The 18,899-nt window shown below is 30.4% G+C and carries 17 protein-coding genes; 16 read left to right on the top strand and 1 reads right to left on the bottom strand.

What is annotated here, in order from left to right; translation table 11 throughout:
• Positions 1 to 130 precede the first annotated feature (130 nt).
• The 9 genes from grdC to Q3304_RS09455 all read left to right on the top strand — a co-directional run bounded on the left by grdC (position 131) and on the right by Q3304_RS09455 (position 8,480).
• Positions 131 to 1,663 carry a glycine/sarcosine/betaine reductase complex component C subunit beta gene (gene grdC, locus Q3304_RS09415; RefSeq protein WP_407814712.1) on the top strand — a complete coding sequence of 511 codons (1,533 nt, stop codon included), beginning with the start codon at positions 131 to 133 and terminating at the stop codon, positions 1,661 to 1,663.
• A 10-nt stretch (positions 1,664 to 1,673) separates the two neighbouring features.
• Positions 1,674 to 2,819 carry a glycine/sarcosine/betaine reductase complex component C subunit alpha gene (gene grdD, locus Q3304_RS09420; RefSeq protein ID WP_407814711.1) on the top strand — a complete coding sequence of 382 codons (1,146 nt, stop codon included), beginning with the start codon at positions 1,674 to 1,676 and terminating at the stop codon, positions 2,817 to 2,819.
• Between the two features lie 451 nt (positions 2,820 to 3,270).
• Positions 3,271 to 3,573 carry an ArsR/SmtB family transcription factor gene (locus Q3304_RS09425; protein WP_407811546.1) on the top strand — a complete coding sequence of 101 codons (303 nt, stop codon included), beginning with the start codon at positions 3,271 to 3,273 and terminating at the stop codon, positions 3,571 to 3,573.
• A gap of 78 nt (positions 3,574 to 3,651) precedes the next feature.
• Positions 3,652 to 4,668: a permease gene (locus Q3304_RS09430; RefSeq protein ID WP_074178389.1), complete on the top strand. Its 1,017-nt coding sequence runs from the start codon at positions 3,652 to 3,654 to the stop codon at positions 4,666 to 4,668.
• 19 nt (positions 4,669 to 4,687) lie between these two features.
• On the top strand, positions 4,688 to 5,038 hold the full coding sequence (locus tag Q3304_RS09435; protein WP_054270950.1) for a thioredoxin family protein: 351 nt from the start codon (positions 4,688 to 4,690) through the stop codon (positions 5,036 to 5,038).
• On the top strand, positions 5,025 to 5,441 hold the full coding sequence (locus Q3304_RS09440) for an arsenate reductase ArsC (protein ID WP_407814710.1): 417 nt from the start codon (positions 5,025 to 5,027) through the stop codon (positions 5,439 to 5,441). The genes Q3304_RS09435 and Q3304_RS09440 overlap by 14 nt, the downstream gene beginning before the upstream one ends.
• Positions 5,442 to 5,694: 253 nt before the next feature.
• Positions 5,695 to 6,270 carry a flavodoxin family protein gene (locus tag Q3304_RS09445; RefSeq protein ID WP_054270948.1) on the top strand — a complete coding sequence of 192 codons (576 nt, stop codon included), beginning with the start codon at positions 5,695 to 5,697 and terminating at the stop codon, positions 6,268 to 6,270.
• 418 nt (positions 6,271 to 6,688) lie between these two features.
• A complete protein-coding gene (locus Q3304_RS09450; RefSeq protein WP_407814709.1) occupies positions 6,689 to 7,768 on the top strand; it encodes a M24 family metallopeptidase in 1,080 nt (359 codons plus the stop codon).
• Between the two features lie 112 nt (positions 7,769 to 7,880).
• Positions 7,881 to 8,480 (top strand): hypothetical protein, encoded by a 600-nt coding sequence (locus Q3304_RS09455; protein ID WP_407814708.1) that lies wholly within the window; start codon positions 7,881 to 7,883, stop codon positions 8,478 to 8,480.
• A 176-nt stretch (positions 8,481 to 8,656) separates the two neighbouring features.
• Here Q3304_RS09455 and Q3304_RS09460 read toward each other — a convergent pair whose 3' ends face one another.
• On the bottom strand, positions 8,657 to 9,529 hold the full coding sequence (locus Q3304_RS09460; protein ID WP_054270945.1) for a LysR family transcriptional regulator: 873 nt from the start codon (positions 9,527 to 9,529) through the stop codon (positions 8,657 to 8,659).
• Between the two features lie 414 nt (positions 9,530 to 9,943).
• Between Q3304_RS09460 and Q3304_RS09465 the strand changes: the two genes are divergently transcribed.
• The 7 genes from Q3304_RS09465 (at position 9,944) to Q3304_RS09495 (ending at position 18,813) form a co-directional block, all read left to right on the top strand.
• On the top strand, positions 9,944 to 11,347 hold the full coding sequence (locus Q3304_RS09465; RefSeq protein ID WP_161803378.1) for a hypothetical protein: 1,404 nt from the start codon (positions 9,944 to 9,946) through the stop codon (positions 11,345 to 11,347).
• Positions 11,348 to 11,373: 26 nt separating this feature from the next.
• Positions 11,374 to 12,918 (top strand): acetyl-CoA hydrolase/transferase family protein, encoded by a 1,545-nt coding sequence (locus Q3304_RS09470; RefSeq protein ID WP_054270943.1) that lies wholly within the window; start codon positions 11,374 to 11,376, stop codon positions 12,916 to 12,918.
• Between the two features lie 31 nt (positions 12,919 to 12,949).
• Entirely contained in the window at positions 12,950 to 14,341 is a 1,392-nt protein-coding gene (locus Q3304_RS09475; RefSeq protein WP_054277115.1) for an aldehyde dehydrogenase family protein, read from the top strand.
• A 93-nt stretch (positions 14,342 to 14,434) separates the two neighbouring features.
• The gene (gene abfD / locus Q3304_RS09480) at positions 14,435 to 15,931 is read left to right on the top strand and encodes a 4-hydroxybutyryl-CoA dehydratase/vinylacetyl-CoA-Delta-isomerase (RefSeq protein WP_054270941.1); all 1,497 of its coding nucleotides are present in this window, start codon (positions 14,435 to 14,437) and stop codon (positions 15,929 to 15,931) included.
• A gap of 135 nt (positions 15,932 to 16,066) precedes the next feature.
• Positions 16,067 to 16,342: a hypothetical protein gene (locus Q3304_RS09485; RefSeq protein WP_054277114.1), complete on the top strand. Its 276-nt coding sequence runs from the start codon at positions 16,067 to 16,069 to the stop codon at positions 16,340 to 16,342.
• Between the two features lie 25 nt (positions 16,343 to 16,367).
• Positions 16,368 to 17,675 (top strand): acetyl-CoA hydrolase/transferase family protein, encoded by a 1,308-nt coding sequence (locus Q3304_RS09490; RefSeq protein ID WP_054270939.1) that lies wholly within the window; start codon positions 16,368 to 16,370, stop codon positions 17,673 to 17,675.
• Positions 17,676 to 17,694: 19 nt separating this feature from the next.
• Positions 17,695 to 18,813: a 4-hydroxybutyrate dehydrogenase gene (locus Q3304_RS09495; protein WP_054277135.1), complete on the top strand. Its 1,119-nt coding sequence runs from the start codon at positions 17,695 to 17,697 to the stop codon at positions 18,811 to 18,813.
• Positions 18,814 to 18,899 lie beyond the last annotated feature (86 nt).

The raw sequence follows: 18,899 nt of genomic DNA on the forward strand, positions 1-18,899 counted from the left end.
AATCTTAAAAAATGCCAAAATACATAAACAATAATAGAATCAAATATACAACAAAATAAAAATAACAACAATTAGAGTCTTTAATTGAATTAAAAAATAAGTGTTCATAAAATTTATGGAGGTGCACAAAATGACTTATCCAGTTTTAAAAGGGGCAGGCTATGTACTTATTCATACTCCAGATATGATAGTGCAAAATGGAAGTACTTGTACAGTTGAAAGAGCAACAAATCCAGATTCAGAATTTTTAAAGGAAGTAAGCAATCATATAAGAAGTTACGAAGATGTAGTTAACTACATGCCAAATCAAGTTTATATAGGAAATAGAAGACCAGAGGAATTAAGAGATTTACCAATGCCATGGTGTGAACAAAAGATTGAGGGAAATAGAAATGGTAAATTTGGAGAAATAATGCCTCAAGATGAGTTCATAGCTTTAATGCAAATAAGTGATGCATTTGATTTAGTAAAATTATCACAAGAATTTATTGATGAAGTAAAACCAAAAATCGAAAACAACTACCCTGAAATTGCTCCATTTGTAGGTAAATTAAAGGGTGATGATATAGAAGAAGGTAAAGAATTAGTAGCAACACACATAGCAGAAGGATTATACCATAATGGAAAATTCATTGGTTATGTAAAAAGAGCACATGATGTAGATGTTAACCTAAATGCTCATACAATGTTTGAAAATTTAGTAGTAAAAGCATCTGGAGTTTTATCTGCTATTCAAATGCTAAGACATAGCAAAATACACCCTGCTGAAATAGATTATGTTATTGAGTGTTCAGAAGAAGCTTGTGGAGATATAAACCAAAGGGGTGGAGGAAACTTTGCTAAATCAATAGCTGAGATAGCAGGACTTCAAAATGCAACTGGTTCTGACACAAGAGGATTCTGTGCAGCACCAACACATGCATTAATTCAAGCTGCAGCCCTAGTAAAAGCTGGAATACACAAGAATGTAATGGTAGTAGCAGGTGGAGCAAGTGCTAAACTTGGAATGAATGCTAAAGACCATGTTAAAAAAGGACTTCCTGTACTTGAAGATGTTGTTGGAGGATTTGCAGTACTTGTATCTGAAAATGATGGAATAAATCCAGTTATAAGAACTGATTTAACAGGCAAGCATACTGTTGGAACTGGTTCTTCACCTCAAGCAGTTATGACAGCACTTATAACTTCAGGTCTTGATAGAGCTAATTTAAAAATAACAGATGTCGATGTATACTCTGTTGAAATGCAAAACCCAGATATAACTAAGCCAGCAGGAGCAGGAGATGTTCCAGAAGCAAACTATAAAATGATAGGAGCACTTGCTGTTAAGCGTGGAGACTTAGAAAAGAAAGAGTTAAAAGACTTTGTTTCTAATAAAGGATTACCAGGATGGGCACCAACTCAAGGACATATACCATCAGGAGCTCCTTATATAGGATTTTTAATAGATGATTTAACTACAGGTGAGAGAAATAGAGCTATGATAGTTGGAAAAGGTAGTTTATTCTTAGGAAGAATGACTAACTTATTTGATGGAGTATCTTTTATAGCTGAAAGAAATACAGGTATTACTGAAGAGACTTCAGGAATATCTAAGGATGAAATTAAGAAGATAATAGCTGAATCTATGAAAAAACTAGCACTAGACATGTTAGAAGAATAGGGGTGAGGATATGTCAAAAAAAGTAATCGCAGATGTATTCTTAGAAGTAGCTAATGCAATAGAAAGCGGCGAATTTGGCAAAAAAGTAAAAATTGGTGTGACTACACTTGGAAGTGAACATGGTGTAGGGAACATGGTTAATGGTGCACAATTAGCAAAATCTAATTTATTTGATATAGTACTTATTGGACCAAAAGTAGAAACTGACCTTGAAGTAGTTGAAGTTAATGATGAAAAAGAAATGCATTCAAAAATGGAAGAATTATTAGATTCAGGATACATTGATGCTTGTGTTACTATGCACTATAATTTTCCAATAGGTGTATCTACAGTAGGTAGAGTGATAACTCCAGCCAAAGGAAAAGAAATGATACTTGCAACTACAACAGGAACAAGTGCTACTAATAGAATAGAAGCAATGGTGAGAAATGCCATTTATGGTATTGCTACAGCTAAATCAATTGGGAATAAATGCCCAAAGGTTGGAATACTTAATGTAGATGGGGCAAGACAAGTTGAGAAATGTTTAAAAGAATTAAAAGATAATGGGTATGACATGGAGTTTGCTGATTCAATTAGAGCAGATGGTGGCTGTGTAATGAGAGGTAATGATTTACTTGTAGGTGCACCTGATGTTATGGTTACTGATACATTATCTGGAAATATATTTATGAAAGTATTTTCTTCATATACTACAGGTGGAGATTATGAGGCTCAAGGCTTTGGATATGGTCCAGGGGTTGGAGAAGACTATGATAGAAGAGTTCTTATAGTATCAAGAGCATCAGGTTCTCCAGTAGTAGCAAATGCACTAAAATACGCCTATGATGTTGTAAAGGGCGATATAAGTAATGTTGCAAGAAGTGAATTTGAAAAAGTTAAAAAAGCAAAATTTGATGATATTATAGCTTCTCTTACTAAAAAAGAAGTTAAAGCTGAAAAAGTAGAAGTTAAAATGCCAGATAAAGAGGTTGTTACTCGTCAAATAGCTGGTGTTGATATAATGGATTTAGAAGATGCAGTATCTGAGTTATGGAAAAATGGAATCTATGCTGAAAGTGGTATGGGTTGTACAGGTCCAATAGTTTTAGTAAATGAAGCTAAAGGTGATTTAGCAGTTGAAACTTTAACTAAAGCTGGATATACTGCAAAATAGGTAGGAGTATATTAAAAAATGTGATTTTCTAATTGATAAGTTGGGAAATGTTTATGTGTACTCTTTGAATATAAATTTATTTTTTAAGTGATAATTAAGTATTTATAAGGTTATGGTTTTAAAAATCATAACCTTATTTTTGTATTTTTTCTAAGAAATATATATCTATTCTTAAATTATTTTTACAAAGCCCTAAGATGTCCTTTTCTGATAAATTGTTTAATTTAAATAGTTCTATAAAAAGTAATTAGAAGTTAGACTATAAAAAGATATCTTGTTGTGGAGGATATTAATTAAGTTTTATGTATAAAGAAAAATTATTTAAGTATAGAGCATTTAGTCAAAAAAGAATCAATAAATCATATCAAATAAAATTGATGTGAATGTTGACAAAGTAATATTAATATAGTACGATAGACACATCAAAATATTTTGATATGAGAGGTGAAAAATGATGATTAACTATAAAGATGATGCAAAAATATTTAAAGCCCTTTGTGATGAAAAAAGACTTTTAATTCTCGAACTTTTAAGGAGTGGAGAAAAATGTGCTTGTGTTTTAATTGATAAAATGAATATTGGTCAATCTGCACTATCTTATCACATGAAAATATTGTGTGAATCAGGAATAGTATCACCAAGACAAGATGGAAAATGGACACATTATAGCCTTAGTAAAAAGGGCAGTGAATATGCTAGTAAGCGTTTATTAGAAATCACAACACCTAATACAGATACAGAATCTTGCAAATAAAAGTCATCTACAGATGGCTTTTATTAAAAAAAACATATCAAATAAAATTGATATGAAAAATAGAATGGAGGAATTGTTTTGGAAATATTACAAATAGCCATACTGTTTTTTCAAGACCAAATTCTTGGCATGAAATGGCTAAATAGTCTTATTGGCAACACATTATCATTTTTAGGATTAGATAATACTACACGACTAGGTGGTAGTGTTCAATTCTTTTTTTATGATGTTATAAAAATCACTATACTTTTATGTATTTTGATTTTTATTATATCTTATATACAAAGTTATTTTCCACCAGAAAGAAGTAAGAAGATTTTGGGTCGCTTTCATGGTATTGGAGCAAATATTGTTTCTGCTCTATTAGGGACAGTAACTCCATTTTGTTCATGTTCTTCTATACCACTTTTTATAGGTTTTACAAGTGCAGGTCTTCCTTTAGGAGTTACTTTTTCTTTCTTGATTTCATCCCCTATGGTAGATTTAGGTAGTCTTGTACTTCTTATGAGTATATTTGGTGCAAAAGTTGCAATTGCCTATGTGATAGTTGGACTATTAATTGCAGTTATTGGTGGTACTATTATCGAAAAATTACACATGGAAAAATATGTTGAAGATTTTATACAAAATGCAAGTCATGTAGATATTGATTCACCATCTTTGACACGAAAAGATAGAGTTCAATATGCAAAAGAACAAGTTAGTGAAACATTTAAAAAAGTATTCCCTTATATTTTAGTAGGTGTAGGAATTGGTGCTATAATTCACAACTGGATTCCAGAAACTTGGATAGAAACAATTCTAGGTAGTGACAATCCGTTTGGTGTTATTTTAGCAACATTGGTTGGTGTTCCTATGTATGCAGATATTTTTGGAACAATACCTGTTGCAGAAGCATTGTTAATTAAGGGTGCACAATTAGGAACTGTACTTGCATTTATGATGGCTGTAACAACATTAAGTTTACCATCTATGATTATGCTCAAAAAAGCTGTAAAACCAAAATTACTGGCTTTATTTATAGCTATCTGTACAATTGGTATTATCGTGGTTGGTTATTTGTTCAATGTTTTGCATACATTTTTAATATTATAAAAACTAGGAGGAAATTAAGATGAAATTATTTGGTAAAAAAGAAGAAAAAAAATCATGTTGCTGTAGTGGAGATTGTACATCAGAAACTATGGAACATGCAGAAATGACAAAGAAAGAAGATGGAATCAAGATTCTAGGCTCTGGTTGTGCAAAATGTATCGCTTTAGAAAATGCAACACGTACAGCAATTTCAGAAATGAATTTAGATTTAAATATTGAGCACATAACTGATTTTACTCAAATTGCTAGCTATGGAGTAATGAGCACTCCTGCACTTGTTATGAATGGCAAGGTTGTATCATATGGTAAGGTATTGACAATTGATGAAGTGAAATCAATTATAGAAAGGGAAAAACATGGTAGCCTATAAACCCAAAGTAGCTTTTATCTGTGTTCATAACTCTTGTCGAAGCCAAATAGCAGAAGCATTAGGAAAGAAACTAGGTTTAGATGTTTTTGAAAGCTATTCAGCAGGTACTGAGGTGAAATCACAAATAAATCAAGATGCTGTACGTTTAATGAAAAAAATTTATAATATAGATATGGAAAAAGAGCAATATTCAAAGTTATTAAAAGACATACCCAAAGTTGATATTGTTATTACAATGGGGTGTAATGTAGAATGTCCATATCTTCCATGTATATATAGAGAAGATTGGGGAATAAATGACCCCACAGGGAAAAGTGATGAAGAATTTATCTTTGTGATAAATGAAATATTAGATAAAATATTGTTACTTTCCAAAAGAATCAAAATGAATAGTACTAATTAAAATATCAACTTCTCTTTTTTATACAATTATTAATCTTGCTTATAAGCAGTAAATTAGTAATATAATATTGAACTAGATTCGTATCAAACACTAAAAAATTAGATAATGTTATTAAAATACCTGAAAATACAATAAATAAAATAGATACGATATTTTATAATAATTTTCAAATTGAAGATATGAAGAAAAAGAAAAATATTTGGAGTAAATATTTCTTAATATAGCAAATATATATTAAATAGGAGAGTTGAAAATGTCTAAAATAGTAGCATTTGTAGGAAGCCCAAGGAAAAATGGTAATGTAGATACAATAATTAATGAAATAATTAAAGGAGCAAACAAAAATAATGTTGATGTAAAAAAGTATTACTTAAATGATATGAATATAAAAGGTTGCCAAGGATGTTTATATTGTAGAAAAAATTATTCATGTTCACTTAAAGATGATATGATTCAAGTATATGAAGATATAAAGAAAGCTGAGTATGTAATTATAGGTTCGCCAGTTTATATATGTCAGGTATCAGCTCAAACCAAGTTATTATTAGATAGACTTTATCCACTTACAACAATAGATAAAGGTAAACATATACCTAGATTTGGAAATAAAAAAATAATCATGGTTTATACTCAAGCAGCACCTTTATCAATATTTTTTAAAAGATATTTTAGATATACAAGTAAGCATCTTAAAGGAATGGGTTTAAATCATTATAAAACCATAATTGCTACTAAAGCATTTGAAAAAAATTCAATTGAAAATAATCCTAAAGTATTAAAAAAAGCTTATAACATTGGATTTAAAATATCAAAGGATATTAATATATAAAATCTACTTCAAATATTAATTGAAAAACGTAAATATTGTAATAATTACTTATCTTTCTTATGATTATATTTGTAACTATTTTACTTAAAATTTTCATATAAAAATTTGAATTATCAACATAAACACTCTATTTATGAGCGATTTCATAACCAAAAAACATTCATTTTCAATATAGTCATAAGGAACGAGGTTTTTTGTAAGTACTAAATTTTGGTTAATCCACATATATAATGAAAAAAATTCCTCATAAATATTGACAGAACTTATGAATATATCTTAGATAAAACTAATGAAATCTTAAAATAAAGTTAGAAAGATATGAAAAAATTTTAGAAATAAAGTATCTATTAGATAAAAAAGAACACTAATTAATGATATAATATAACTGAGGTAAAATTTATTATTTGGAGGCAAAATCATGAGCAAAGTAAAAAAAGTAGTTGAATTATTGGAATCCAAAGGTCTTGATGCACTATATTTAACAAAGAAGACCAATGTAAATTATATAAGTGGTTTTCCTGATGAGGAAGCATATGCAGTGATTTGTAAAGATGGTAATTTCTTAGTTACTGATAGTAGATATATGGAACTTGCAGAAAATGTTTGCGAAGGTTTTGAAATTATAAATTGGCATAACTTTGATAGAAGTGTGGCAAAAGCAGTAAAAAGCGTGTGTGCTAAAGTAGGTATAAAGAAACTTGGATTTGAAAGAACTAATATAGTGTTTGATAAATACGAGGAACTTAAAAATCTGATTGAGAAAGATAATGGAGAATTAATACCTACAGAAAATATTGTAGAGACATTAAGATATGTAAAAGATGAAGAGGAAATCAAGAATACAAGAAAAGCATGTGAGATAGCAGATAAGGCATTGGAAGAATTGATTCCCCATATAAAAGCTGGAGTTAGTGAAATTGAATTGGCTACAAAATTGGAGTATTTTATGAAGATGAATGGAGCACAAAATATAGGCTTTGAGACTATATTGATATCAGGTGCAAAGACTTCATTACTTCATGGTAAACCTAGTGATAAGGTCATAGAAAAAGGAGATTTTGTACTTATAGACTATGGTGCGATGTATAATGGTTATATATCTGATACAACTAGAACTTTTATAGTTGGAGAAGCTTCCGAAAAGCAATTAGAGGTATATAATTTGGTTAAGGAAGCACAAAATGTAGGTGTTGAAAACATGAAAGTTGGTGTACATGCTACAATTCCAGATGCTGAAATAAGAAAAGTTGTTAAAAAATATGAAGATTATTATTATCAAGGTATAGGGCATGGAGTTGGTAGAGATGTTCATGAAGAGCCTTTCATTGGTAATTATGGCGATAAAACTATAGAAGAAGGATGTATAATAACAATGGAACCAGGTATTTATTTACCAGGATGGGGTGGAGTTAGAATAGAAGATACTGTTCTGATTACCAAAAACGGACCAGAAAGACTTACTAAATTCCCTAAAGATTTGATGATTTTAGACAAATAATTTGTTTTTTATATACTTTTTCACATAAAATATAACATAATCTCACCATTAAGCTCTCGTTACATATTATAGTAAAGAGGGCTTAATTTTATTGTGAGAGGTGATAATATCTGTGTATAAAAAACATAAACTTATAAAAAATATAAAAAAAGCCTGGTATAAAATCAAACTAATTGACAGATGTCTAATAATTGTAATGGCAATACTCATGTTTCAATCTATATACACTTTATTTGTCAACGAAGTAAATTCACAAGATACTACAACCATTGATGTAGTAGTAAGAACAACTTCAGCAGCTATATTTGGATACTTTTTAAGTGCTAATTTTATAAAGAGACCTTCAAGAAAGTATATAAATACTGATGTATCTTCAAATCTTTTTATAGATGATAATTCAGCTAATAAAGGTCAAGAATCAAATCAAAATAATGTGATGAATGTCAAAAATACCATTGGATTTACTTCAGAGACAGATAATTATGAAAATAAAGTATCTGTTAATAAAATTGAAGGTATTGAAGAAGGAGAAACCAGTGAATTACAAATTATTATAGCTACTGTAATTTGTGTTGTAGCATTAATAGTACTTTTTATCGTGAGGAATTTTACAACTATAGCTCCAGCTTCTTTAGGTACTATTTCACAGATGAGAGATTTTGTATCAGGATGCGTGGGTTTTTTGTTAGGTTGTCCAAGTAGACCTGATTAAAGACATGATTAACAATTAAAAAATATTGTTAGAAGTATCAGTATAATAATATTTAGATGTAAATGTATACAATTATAATTTTCTGAGATTATATATTTTATTTTTATGCTGATACTCTACAATATTTATGGTGTATTATTTAAATTAAATATTGTACTTATATAACATAAATGAAACTAATTTATATGAATAGATGCCATATATTCAATAAAAAGTCTCATACTATGAGATATGTACTGATTTCTTCTCCAAAGAACACCAATATTTGCAGTAATTGCACGTTCTAATGGAATTGAACAGAGATTTTCTGTATTTTGAAATATTTCTTTATACAATATTGTTGAAGCTAAGTTATTTTCTAATAAATAACGTATAGTAGAAAGTTGATTTGAATGCAAAATTATATTTGGTTTAGCTTTTTCAAGTCTTTTTGTTATAATTTTATAATGATAAGAACCTTCAGATAATATGACAAAAGGTACATTTTTTAACATATAATTTGAAATAATAGGTTGCTTTGCCAATTCATTTTTTGGATTTGTAACTAAATACAATTCTGTTTTGTAGATTGTTTTTGAATCTATATCATCATAAATATCACTATCAATTATGCCAATACAAAAATCGAGTGAAGATTCTTCAATCATTTTAGCTCCAACAAATGTTGGAACTTCAAAGATTTTAAGTTCTATATCTGGATAAATTACATTAAATCTAGGAAGTATTTTTGAAAGTAAAAAAGTACCTAAGACTGTAGGAATGCCTATTTTAAGAGAGGCCTTTCTCTTTTTTCCTAAGTCTAGTGCATCACTTTGAAAATCTTCAAATTGTCTTGTAAAGTTTTTTGATTTGTCTAAAAAAATATTTCCTTCAGGAGTTAATTCTATTTTGTTTCCTATTCTGTAAAAAAGCTCAAAACCAAGTTCTTTTTCCAATTCTTTAATAGCTAATGTTATGGATGGCTGGGAAATATGAATACTTTCAGCAGCTTTGGTCATGTTTTTATATTTACAAACTGTTTGAAAATAATATAAATAATTTATATTCATTGGATATTAATTCCTTTCATTTATGTATTAGTGACAAGTATATAATTAACGACAATATAAGTTTTGTATATTGTTGTAAAAAAATAGAATAGTTTTAAACTATCATATCATAAGTTTTTGATATTTTCAATCTATTAAGAATAGTGCTATTATTAAATTAACAAAAGAAAATAGCTGATATATTTTGATGATAATCAATTTATAATCGAGTCATAGCAACGAATATTAAAAATTTAACTATTTAAAAATAAACAATTATTTTCGAGACTAGATTGTTAATTAAATCCTAAAGAAAAAGATTGATATTAATAAGAGAAAATTTTTTTAATTAGTAATGTTAATTTAATAACAAAATAAAGTTTTAGGGAGAAAGGAGAAATATATTTTTTAGTAATAATTGTTAATTTAATAACGATGAAAGGGAGTGATTTAGTGAAGTTTGAGTTAATGGATTTTTTAATGAATCCTTTTGTCCTTATGTTTGCTGCTGTAATTACAGGAATTTTATTTGGAAAGATTAAATTTGGGAAGTTTAATTTTGGGGTATCAGGAGCATTATTTACAGGATTATTTATTGGGTGGCTTGCATATAGCTTGGGGAATTCAGTAATAGCAAAAGGAGAAACGGCAGCAGGGTATAAGGCAGCAACTGTCATGATGGGAAATGGAATTATTTCTCCTGACTTCTTTGATTTCTTTTTGATAATATTTGTTGCAGCAGTTGGTTTATTAGCTGCAAAAGATATGAAAGCTGTATTAAAGAAGTATGGAGCACGATTTGTAGTTTTAGGAGTTCTTATAACTTTTATAGGAGGTTCTATGACTTATGCAATGACTTTACTATCAAGTAACAAAGGAAGCAGTGCTTATGAAGTTTCTGGTGTTTATACAGGGGCATTAACAAGTTCACCTGGATTAGCTGCTGCTCTAGAAACAGCTGGTAAACATGCAGAAGATGTATCAAAGGAGTTTGAAAAAGCTTCAATAGAAGATAAGAAAGAAATTTTAAAAGTTGTTGACCCAGAAGGAAAATTAGATGTAAATACAACTACATCACTAACTCAAGAGCAAATAGATAAATATATTGCGTATGCTGAAGCAGGTGTTGGTATAGGGCATGCAGTTGCATATCCTTTTGGAGTTTTAATAGTAATATTAGGTGTAAATTTCCTTCCAAAAATATTTAGGATGGACCTTAAAGAAGAAAGAAGAAAATATGAAAAAGAAATGAAAGAAGCAAGAGATAGCGTTGCAGGTAAAACAATACCAGAAGTTCCATTTAATATAATAACATTTTTCTTAACATGTTTGGCTGGATATTTAGTAGGAGGAATACATGTATTTATGGGACCATTAGGATACTTCACATTAGGAGCTACAGGTGGCTCACTAATTGTATCTCTAGTACTTGGATATGTAGGTAAGATAGGGGCAGTAAATTTTAGAATGGAAGAAAAGGTTTTAAACATTTTAAAGCAGATAGGTCTAGTGTTTTTCTTAGCAATAGTTGGATTAAGATATGGTGGTAAAGTAGTTGATTCAATTATGACATCTGGTATGCATCTGGCTTTTGTAGCAATAGTAGTGGGTGTTACAGCTATGATGATAGGATTCTTAGTTGGTAAATATATATTTAAATTAAACTGGATTTTACTATCTGGAGCTGTCTGTGGTGGTATGACATCAACTCCAGGTCTTGGAGCAGCTGTTGATGCTCTTGACAGTGATGACCCAGCAGCAGGTTATGGAGCCACGTATCCATTTGCATTGTTAACTAAAGTTATATTGGTTATAGTTTTACACAAACTTCCAATGTAAATAAGACTTTATATGGGGGGATATTTATGAATAATGAAGGCGTATTTGAAGAATTAAGAGAAAGATTAAGAAATGAAAAGTTATGTGATTTAATTATGAATGCAGATGAAGCTGCTAAAATTGTAAATGATGGAATGGTTGTTGGACTTAGTGGATTTACACCTTCAGGTTATCCAAAAGCAGTGCCATTAGCAGTTGCAGAAAGGGCTAAAAGAGGAGAAAAGATAAAGTTAACTGTGTATTCAGGTGCATCTTTAGGCCCAGAGGTAGATGGGGCATGGTCAGAAGCAGGTATAATTGAAAGAAGGCTTCCTTATCAGACTAATTCTACACTTAGAAATAACATTAATAAAGGTGTTGTTAATTATATAGATATGCATCTAAGTCATTCTACTCAATTTTTAAACTATGGAACTATACCTAAAGTAGATGTAGCTATAGTAGAAGCACTTGCAATAACCGAAAATGGAGATATTATACCTACCAGTGGTATTGGTAATTCACCTTCTTTTATAAAAAGTGCAGATAAAGTAATAGTTGAAATAAATCTTTCAAAACCAATGGAAATGGAAGGAATGGCAGACATATATATTACAGAAAATCCTCCACATAGAAAGCCAATAGAAATAAATCATCCTAAAGATAGAATTGGAACAACATATATACCTTGTGGCTTAGATAAAATTGCAGGAATCGTAATCACTAATATGCAAGATAAGACACGTCCATTAGGTATTGTAGATGAAGCTTCAAAGAAAATATCAAATAATATTATCGCTTTTCTGAAAGAAGAAGTAAAGTCAGGTAGATTGTCAAAAAATCTACTTCCACTTCAATCTGGTGTAGGAAGTGTAGCCAATGCTGTTTTATATGGATTATGTGAATCTGAATTTGAAAATTTAACTTGCTATACAGAAGTTGTGCAGGATTCTATGTTGGATTTAATAAGAATGGGTAAGGTCACAATGGCGTCTACTACGTCTGTAAGTCCATCACCAGAAGGGTTAATAAAATTTGAAGAAGATATTGATTTATTTAAGGATAAGATTATATTGAGACCTCAAGAGATTAGTAATAATCCAGAAATAGCTAGAAGAATTGGAGTAATTGCAATGAACACTGCAATTGAAGTTGATATTTATGGAAATGTAAATTCTACTCATATTATGGGTTCAAAAATGATGAATGGAATTGGTGGTTCTGGTGATTTTGCTAGAAATGGAGCAATAACTATATTTAGTACTGAGTCAATTGCAAAAAATGGTGATATATCATCAATAGTACCTATGGTATCTCATGTAGACCACACTGAACATGATGTAATGGTAATTGTAACAGAACAGGGATATGCTGATTTAAGAGGTCTTGCGCCTAGAGAAAGAGCTATAAAAATAATAGAAAATTGTGCTCATCCAGATTATAAAGAACAACTTAGAGATTATTTAAATAGAGCCTGTCAAAATGGAGCAAAACAAACTCCTCACATATTGGATGAAGCTTTATCATGGCATAGTAAATTTATGAATACAGGTACAATGAAAAAGTCTGAAACTTTTAAAAGTGCATTATAAAAATATTTAATAAATGGGAGGCAGATTTAAAATGGAAAAAGCAATAGAAAACTTTGAAGATTTAAGTAAAGAATACATTAATGGTTATATTGAGAGAGCTAGAAAAGCTCAAAGAGAGTTTGAATGTTATACTCAAGAACAAGTAGATAAAATAGTAAAGATAGTTGGGAAAGTAGTGTATTATAATGCTGAATACTTAGCTAAACTTGCTGTAGAAGAAACTGGAATGGGAGTATATGAAGATAAGGTAGCTAAAAATAAAAGTAAAGCAAAGGTTATATATAACAATCTAAAAGATAAAAAATCAGTTGGTATAATTGATATAGATAGAGAAACTGGAATAACAAAGGTAGCTAAACCAATTGGAGTAGTAGCGGCAATAACTCCTTGTACAAATCCAATCGTTACACCTATGAGTAATGCAATGTTTGCCCTTAAAGGAAGAAATGCAATCATTATCACACCACACCATAAAGCAATTGGATGTAGTACTAAAACTGTAGATATGATTAATGAAGAATTAGAAAAAATAGGAGCACCAGCAAATCTAATACAAATACTTGACCAACAATCAAGAGAAAATACAAGAAATTTAATTTCATCAGCAGATGTAGTAATTGCTACTGGTGGAATGGGAATGGTGAAAGCCGCATACTCAAGTGGAAAACCAGCACTTGGAGTAGGTGCAGGAAATGTTCAATGTATTATAGATAGAGATGTAGATATTAAAGAAGCAGTACCTAAAATTATAGCAGGAAGAATATTTGACAATGGTATAATTTGTTCAGGAGAGCAATCAGTGATAGTAGCAGAAGAAATGTTTGATAAAGTAATGGATGAATTTAAAAATAATAAAGGTTTTATAGTTAGAGATAATGCACAGAAAGAAGCTTTTAGAAATGCTATGTTTATAAATAAAGCTATGAATAAAGATGCAGTAGGTCAATCTGTTCATGCAATTGCAAAAATTGCAGGTGTTGAAATTCCAGAAGATACAAAAATAATAGTAATAGAAGCTGATGGTCCAGGAGAAGAGGATATACTTGCAAAAGAAAAAATGTGTCCAGTTATATCTGCATATAAGTATAAAGACTTTGAAGAAGGTGTAGCTATTGCAAAAGCAAATCTAAATGTAGAGGGAAAAGGGCATAGTGTATCTATCCATTCAAATACAGTTAAAAATATAGAATATGCAGGAGAAAATATAGAGGTATCAAGATTCGTTATTAATCAATGTTGTGCTACTAGTGCTGGAGGAAGTTTCTTTAATGGTCTTGCACCTACTAATACTCTAGGTTGTGGCTCTTGGGGAAATAACAGTATTTCTGAAAATCTTGATTATAAGCATTTAATTAATATTTCTAGAATTGCTTATTATATGCCAGAAAATGAAGTTCCTACAGATGAAGAACTTTGGGGATAGGATTTAGAAAAAAATATTAAGAAACAGACATAAGAAGGAAGTATTATAATTAACATAAATAAAAAATTTTATAAAAAAAGGAGTGGTTTTATTATGGCATTAATGACAGGAGCTCAATATATTGAAAGTTTGAGAAAATTAAACACTAAGGTTTATATGTTTGGTGAAGAGGTTAAAAATTGGGTTGACCATCCTATGATTAGACCATCTATAAATTGTGTAGCAGCAACTTATGATTTAGCTCATGACCCAGAATATGCAGACTTAATGACAGTTACTTCAAATATTACAGGCGAAAAAATAAATAGATTTGGGCATCTTCATCAAAGTACTGATGATTTAGTGAAAAAAGTGAAAATGCAAAGACTATGTGGTCAAAAAACAGCTTCTTGTTTCCAAAGATGTGTTGGTATGGACGCATTTAATGCAGTATATTCAACAACATTCGAGTGTGATAAAGCTCATGGAACTAAATATCATGATAATTTTGTAAAATACTTAACTTATATACAAGAAAACGATTTAGTAGTTGATGGTGCTATGACTGACCCTAAAGGAGATAGAGGATTGTCACCTAGTGCTCAACCTGACCCAGATATGTTTCTTCATATAGTAGAAAGAAGAGAAGATGGTATAGTTGTAAGAGGAGCAAAGGCACACCAAACTGGTTCAATAAATTCACATGAGCATCTTATAATGCCTACTATAAGTATGACAGAAGCAGATAAAGACTATGCTGTATCATTTGCAGTTCCTTCAGATGCTGAGGGTGTGTTCATGATTTATGGAAGACAATCTTGTGATACTAGAAAATTAGAAGAAGGCGCAGATGTTGATTTAGGAAATAAAGAATTCGGTGGTCAGGAAGCTTTAGTAGTATTTGATAATGTATTTGTTCCAAATGATAGAATTTTCTTATGTGGAGAGTGGGATTTCTCTGGTATGTTAGTTGAGAGATTTGCTGGATACCACAGACAAAGTTATGGTGGTTGTAAAGTAGGTGTAGGTGATGTAATAATAGGAGCAGCAGCTTTAGCAGCTGATTATAATGGAGCAAATAAAGCTTCACATATAAAAGATAAATTAATAGAAATGACTCATCTTAATGAAAGCTTATATTGTTGTGGTATAGCATGTTCATCAGAAGGGCATAAGACAGAAGCTGGAAACTATCAAATAGATTTACTTCTTGCAAATGTATGTAAACAGAATGTAACTAGATTCCCTTATGAAATAGTAAGACTTGCAGAAGATATAGCTGGTGGTCTTATGGTTACTATGCCTTCAGAAAAAGACTTTAAATCAGACCTTAAAGTTGGAACAAGTGGAATGACTATTGGCGAAGTATGTAATAAGTACTTTAAAGCTTCTTCAGTAGCTTCAACAGAAGAAAGAATGAGAATATTAAGATTCTTAGAAAATATATGTCTTGGTTCATCTGCTGTTGGTTATAGAACTGAATCAATGCATGGAGCAGGTTCACCACAAGCCCAAAGAATAATGATTTCAAGACAAGGAAATATAGGTCAGAAAAAAGAGTTAGCTAAGACAATTGCAGGGATAAAAAAAGAGAAAGCTCTAAATTTATAGGAAATTTACAAGTTGATATATAAAAGGGAAAAGTATATCGATTTTAATTAATGAAAAAATATATGGGATAAGAAATAATTATAAAATAGTAGTGGATTGTTAGATAAAGATATTTTTAGAAGGAGAATTTACACGATGACCTGTGGAGTTAGATTTTGTGGGGGCTGTAACCCTAGATACGAAAGAGGGAAGGCTCTTACAATAATCAAAGAGCACTTCGATGGTAGAGTAGATTTTAGTATAGCACAAGAAAATGTGGAATATGATTTGTTACTTATAATTGGAGGATGCGCAACTTTATGCGCATCCTATCAACAATATAAAGTAAAAAATGAGTGTATTAAGATATGGGATTTTAGCCATATAGAAAGAGCTATAAATATAATTGAATCAGCAATTTGTGAAACTTAAAAAAGAGCTAAATGGGGGGATTTCATTGAATTGGCAAGAATTGTATCAAAGTAAATTATGTAGTGCTACAGAGGCCGTAAAGCAGATTAAAAATGGGGATACTGTAGTATTTGCACATTGTGTAGGTGAGCCTCCTGCACTGGTAGAAGCTATGATTGAAAATGCTGAGCAATATAAAGATGTTGAGATTAAACACATGGTAAGCTTAGGTAGTGGTGGATATACTTCTAAGGGGATGGAAGCTCATTTTAGAGTAAATCCAATGTTTGTAAGTGGAAATGTAAGAAAAGCAATTGAGAACGGAGATGGCGACTTTACACCTGCATTCTTCCATGAAGTACCAAAGTTAATTAGGGAAAAAAGATTAAAATGTGATGTTGTGTTAGCACAGGTAACTCCACCAGATGAACATGGATATTGTAGTTTAGGTACATCAGTTGATTATACTTATGAAGCTATTAAAACTGCTAGAACAGTAATTGTTCAAGTGAATGACCAGTTTCCTAGAACTTATGGTGAAGTAGTTCATGTATCAGAGTTTGATTATATAGTGGAAAAATCACAACCTTTATATGAATTACAACCCGCAAAGATTGGAGAAGTAGAAGAAGCAATAGGTAAAAATTGTGCTTCATTAATTGAAGATGGTTCTACTTTACAACTTGGAATTGGTGGAATCCCAGATGCAGTTATGCTATTTTTAACGGATAAAAAAGATTTAGGTATTCATTCAGAAATGATTTCAGACGGAACTTTAGCTCTTTATGAAAAAGGTGTTATAAATGGCAAATATAAAAATTTTGATAAAGAGAAAATGACAGTTACATTCTTAATGGGTACTAAAAAATTATATGACTTTGCACATAATAATCCAGCAGTTGAAGTTAAACCTGTAGACTATGTCAATCATCCAGCAGTTATAATGAAACAGCATAAAATGGTTTCTATAAACTCTGCTATACAAGTTGACCTGATGGGACAAGTGGTTGCAGAAGCAATGGGACTTAGACAATTTAGTGGTGTTGGAGGTCAAGTTGATTTTATACGTGGAGTCTCTATGGGAGAAGATGGAAAAGCAATTATAGCTATGCCTTCAATAACTACAAAAAAGGATGGTACAGTGATTTCAAAAATCGTCTCTATTGTGGATGAAGGTGCACCTATAACAACATCAAGAAATGATGTTGATTACATTGTAACAGAATATGGTATAGCAGAGCTAAAAGGAAAATCTCTTAGAGAAAGAGCAAGAAATTTAATTAATATAGCTCATCCAAGTGTAAGAGAAAGTCTGGCGTTAGAATTTGAAAAAAGATTTAATGAGAAATATTAATAATAGAGGGGTGTTAATAATGGAAGCACTTAGAGTAGTTCCAAAAATATTTTATTTTGATACATTTAAAGAATTCAACGAAGAATTTAAAATAGGAAAAAATGATTTAGTAATTACTAATGAATTTATATATGAGCCATATATGAAGCCTCTTGGAATAGATACAAATCTAATTTTCCAAGAAAAGTTTGGAACAGGTGAACCATCTGATGAAATGATAGATTCTATGACAAAAGAAATGAAAAAGTATAATTTTGATAGAATTATCGCTTTTGGAGGAGGAACAATAGTTGATATATGCAAGATATTAGCACTTGATGTTCCAGAAAAGTCTATTGATTTATTTGAAGGAGACGTAGCACCTAAAAAAATAAAAGAGTTAGTAGTAGTTCCTACAACATGTGGTACAGGTAGTGAAGTAACAAATGTAGCCATTGCAGAATTAAAATCCAAGCATACTAAAAAAGGGCTTGCAGTAGAAGAAACTTATGCAGACTATGCAGTCTTAATTCCAGAGACAGTAAAGGGATTACCTTATAAATTCTTTGTTACAAGTTCAGTAGATGCTCTTATACATGCAATTGAGTCTTATCTTTCTCCAAAAGCAAGTCCATTTACAGAAATGTATTCTTTACAAGCAATAAAAATGATTATGGATGGGTATAAACAAATAGTTGAAAAAGGTGATGAGGAGAGATTTAATCATCTTAAGGATTTTGTTCTTGCATCAAATTATGCAGGAATCGCTTTTGGAAATGCTGGTTGTGCAGCAGTTCATGCTCTATCTTATTCAATTGGAGCAGCTTTCCATGTTGCTCATGGTGAAGCAAATTATCAGTTCTTTACTGAAGTATTTAAGATGTATTCTAGAAAAAATCCTGATGGAAAAATTACGAAATGTACAAAAATTTTAGCAGATGCTCTTGAATGTGACCCTAATTGTGATGTTTATGGAGAATTAGAAAAGTTTTTAAATAAATTAATAGCTAAAAAAGCCTTAAGAGAATATGGAATGGTAGAAAGTCAAATAGATGAATTTACAGATAGTACAATAGCTAATCAACAAAGATTACTTGCTAATAACTATGTAGAGCTTAGCAGAGAAGAAATAAGAGAGATATTTGTAAATCTTTATTAATATAAATTTTCATCAATATGTATAGCAAAGATAAACAATGCTAATTATATTTATATAAAAATAAAAATGAGGGAACTTAAATTTAA

The organism is Clostridioides sp. GD02377 (assembly GCF_045899875.1).
In the GTDB taxonomy this organism is placed as follows: Bacteria; Bacillota; Clostridia; order Peptostreptococcales; family Peptostreptococcaceae; genus Clostridioides; species Clostridioides difficile_A.

Coding starts and splice junctions, on each gene's coding strand:
- grdD (WP_407814711.1), top strand. CDS start 1,674: ATGTCAAAAAAAGTAATCGCAGATGTATTCTTAGAAGTAGCTAATGCA.
- Q3304_RS09485 (WP_054277114.1), top strand. CDS start 16,067: ATGACCTGTGGAGTTAGATTTTGTGGGGGCTGTAACCCTAGATACGAA.
- grdC (WP_407814712.1), top strand. CDS start 131: ATGACTTATCCAGTTTTAAAAGGGGCAGGCTATGTACTTATTCATACT.
- Q3304_RS09450 (WP_407814709.1), top strand. CDS start 6,689: ATGAGCAAAGTAAAAAAAGTAGTTGAATTATTGGAATCCAAAGGTCTT.
- Q3304_RS09495 (WP_054277135.1), top strand. CDS start 17,695: ATGGAAGCACTTAGAGTAGTTCCAAAAATATTTTATTTTGATACATTT.
- Q3304_RS09440 (WP_407814710.1), top strand. CDS start 5,025: ATGGTAGCCTATAAACCCAAAGTAGCTTTTATCTGTGTTCATAACTCT.
- Q3304_RS09465 (WP_161803378.1), top strand. CDS start 9,944: ATGAAAGGGAGTGATTTAGTGAAGTTTGAGTTAATGGATTTTTTAATG.
- abfD (WP_054270941.1), top strand. CDS start 14,435: ATGGCATTAATGACAGGAGCTCAATATATTGAAAGTTTGAGAAAATTA.
- Q3304_RS09425 (WP_407811546.1), top strand. CDS start 3,271: ATGATGATTAACTATAAAGATGATGCAAAAATATTTAAAGCCCTTTGT.
- Q3304_RS09475 (WP_054277115.1), top strand. CDS start 12,950: ATGGAAAAAGCAATAGAAAACTTTGAAGATTTAAGTAAAGAATACATT.
- Q3304_RS09435 (WP_054270950.1), top strand. CDS start 4,688: ATGAAATTATTTGGTAAAAAAGAAGAAAAAAAATCATGTTGCTGTAGT.
- Q3304_RS09460 (WP_054270945.1), bottom strand. CDS start 9,529: ATGAATATAAATTATTTATATTATTTTCAAACAGTTTGTAAATATAAA.
- Q3304_RS09445 (WP_054270948.1), top strand. CDS start 5,695: ATGTCTAAAATAGTAGCATTTGTAGGAAGCCCAAGGAAAAATGGTAAT.
- Q3304_RS09470 (WP_054270943.1), top strand. CDS start 11,374: ATGAATAATGAAGGCGTATTTGAAGAATTAAGAGAAAGATTAAGAAAT.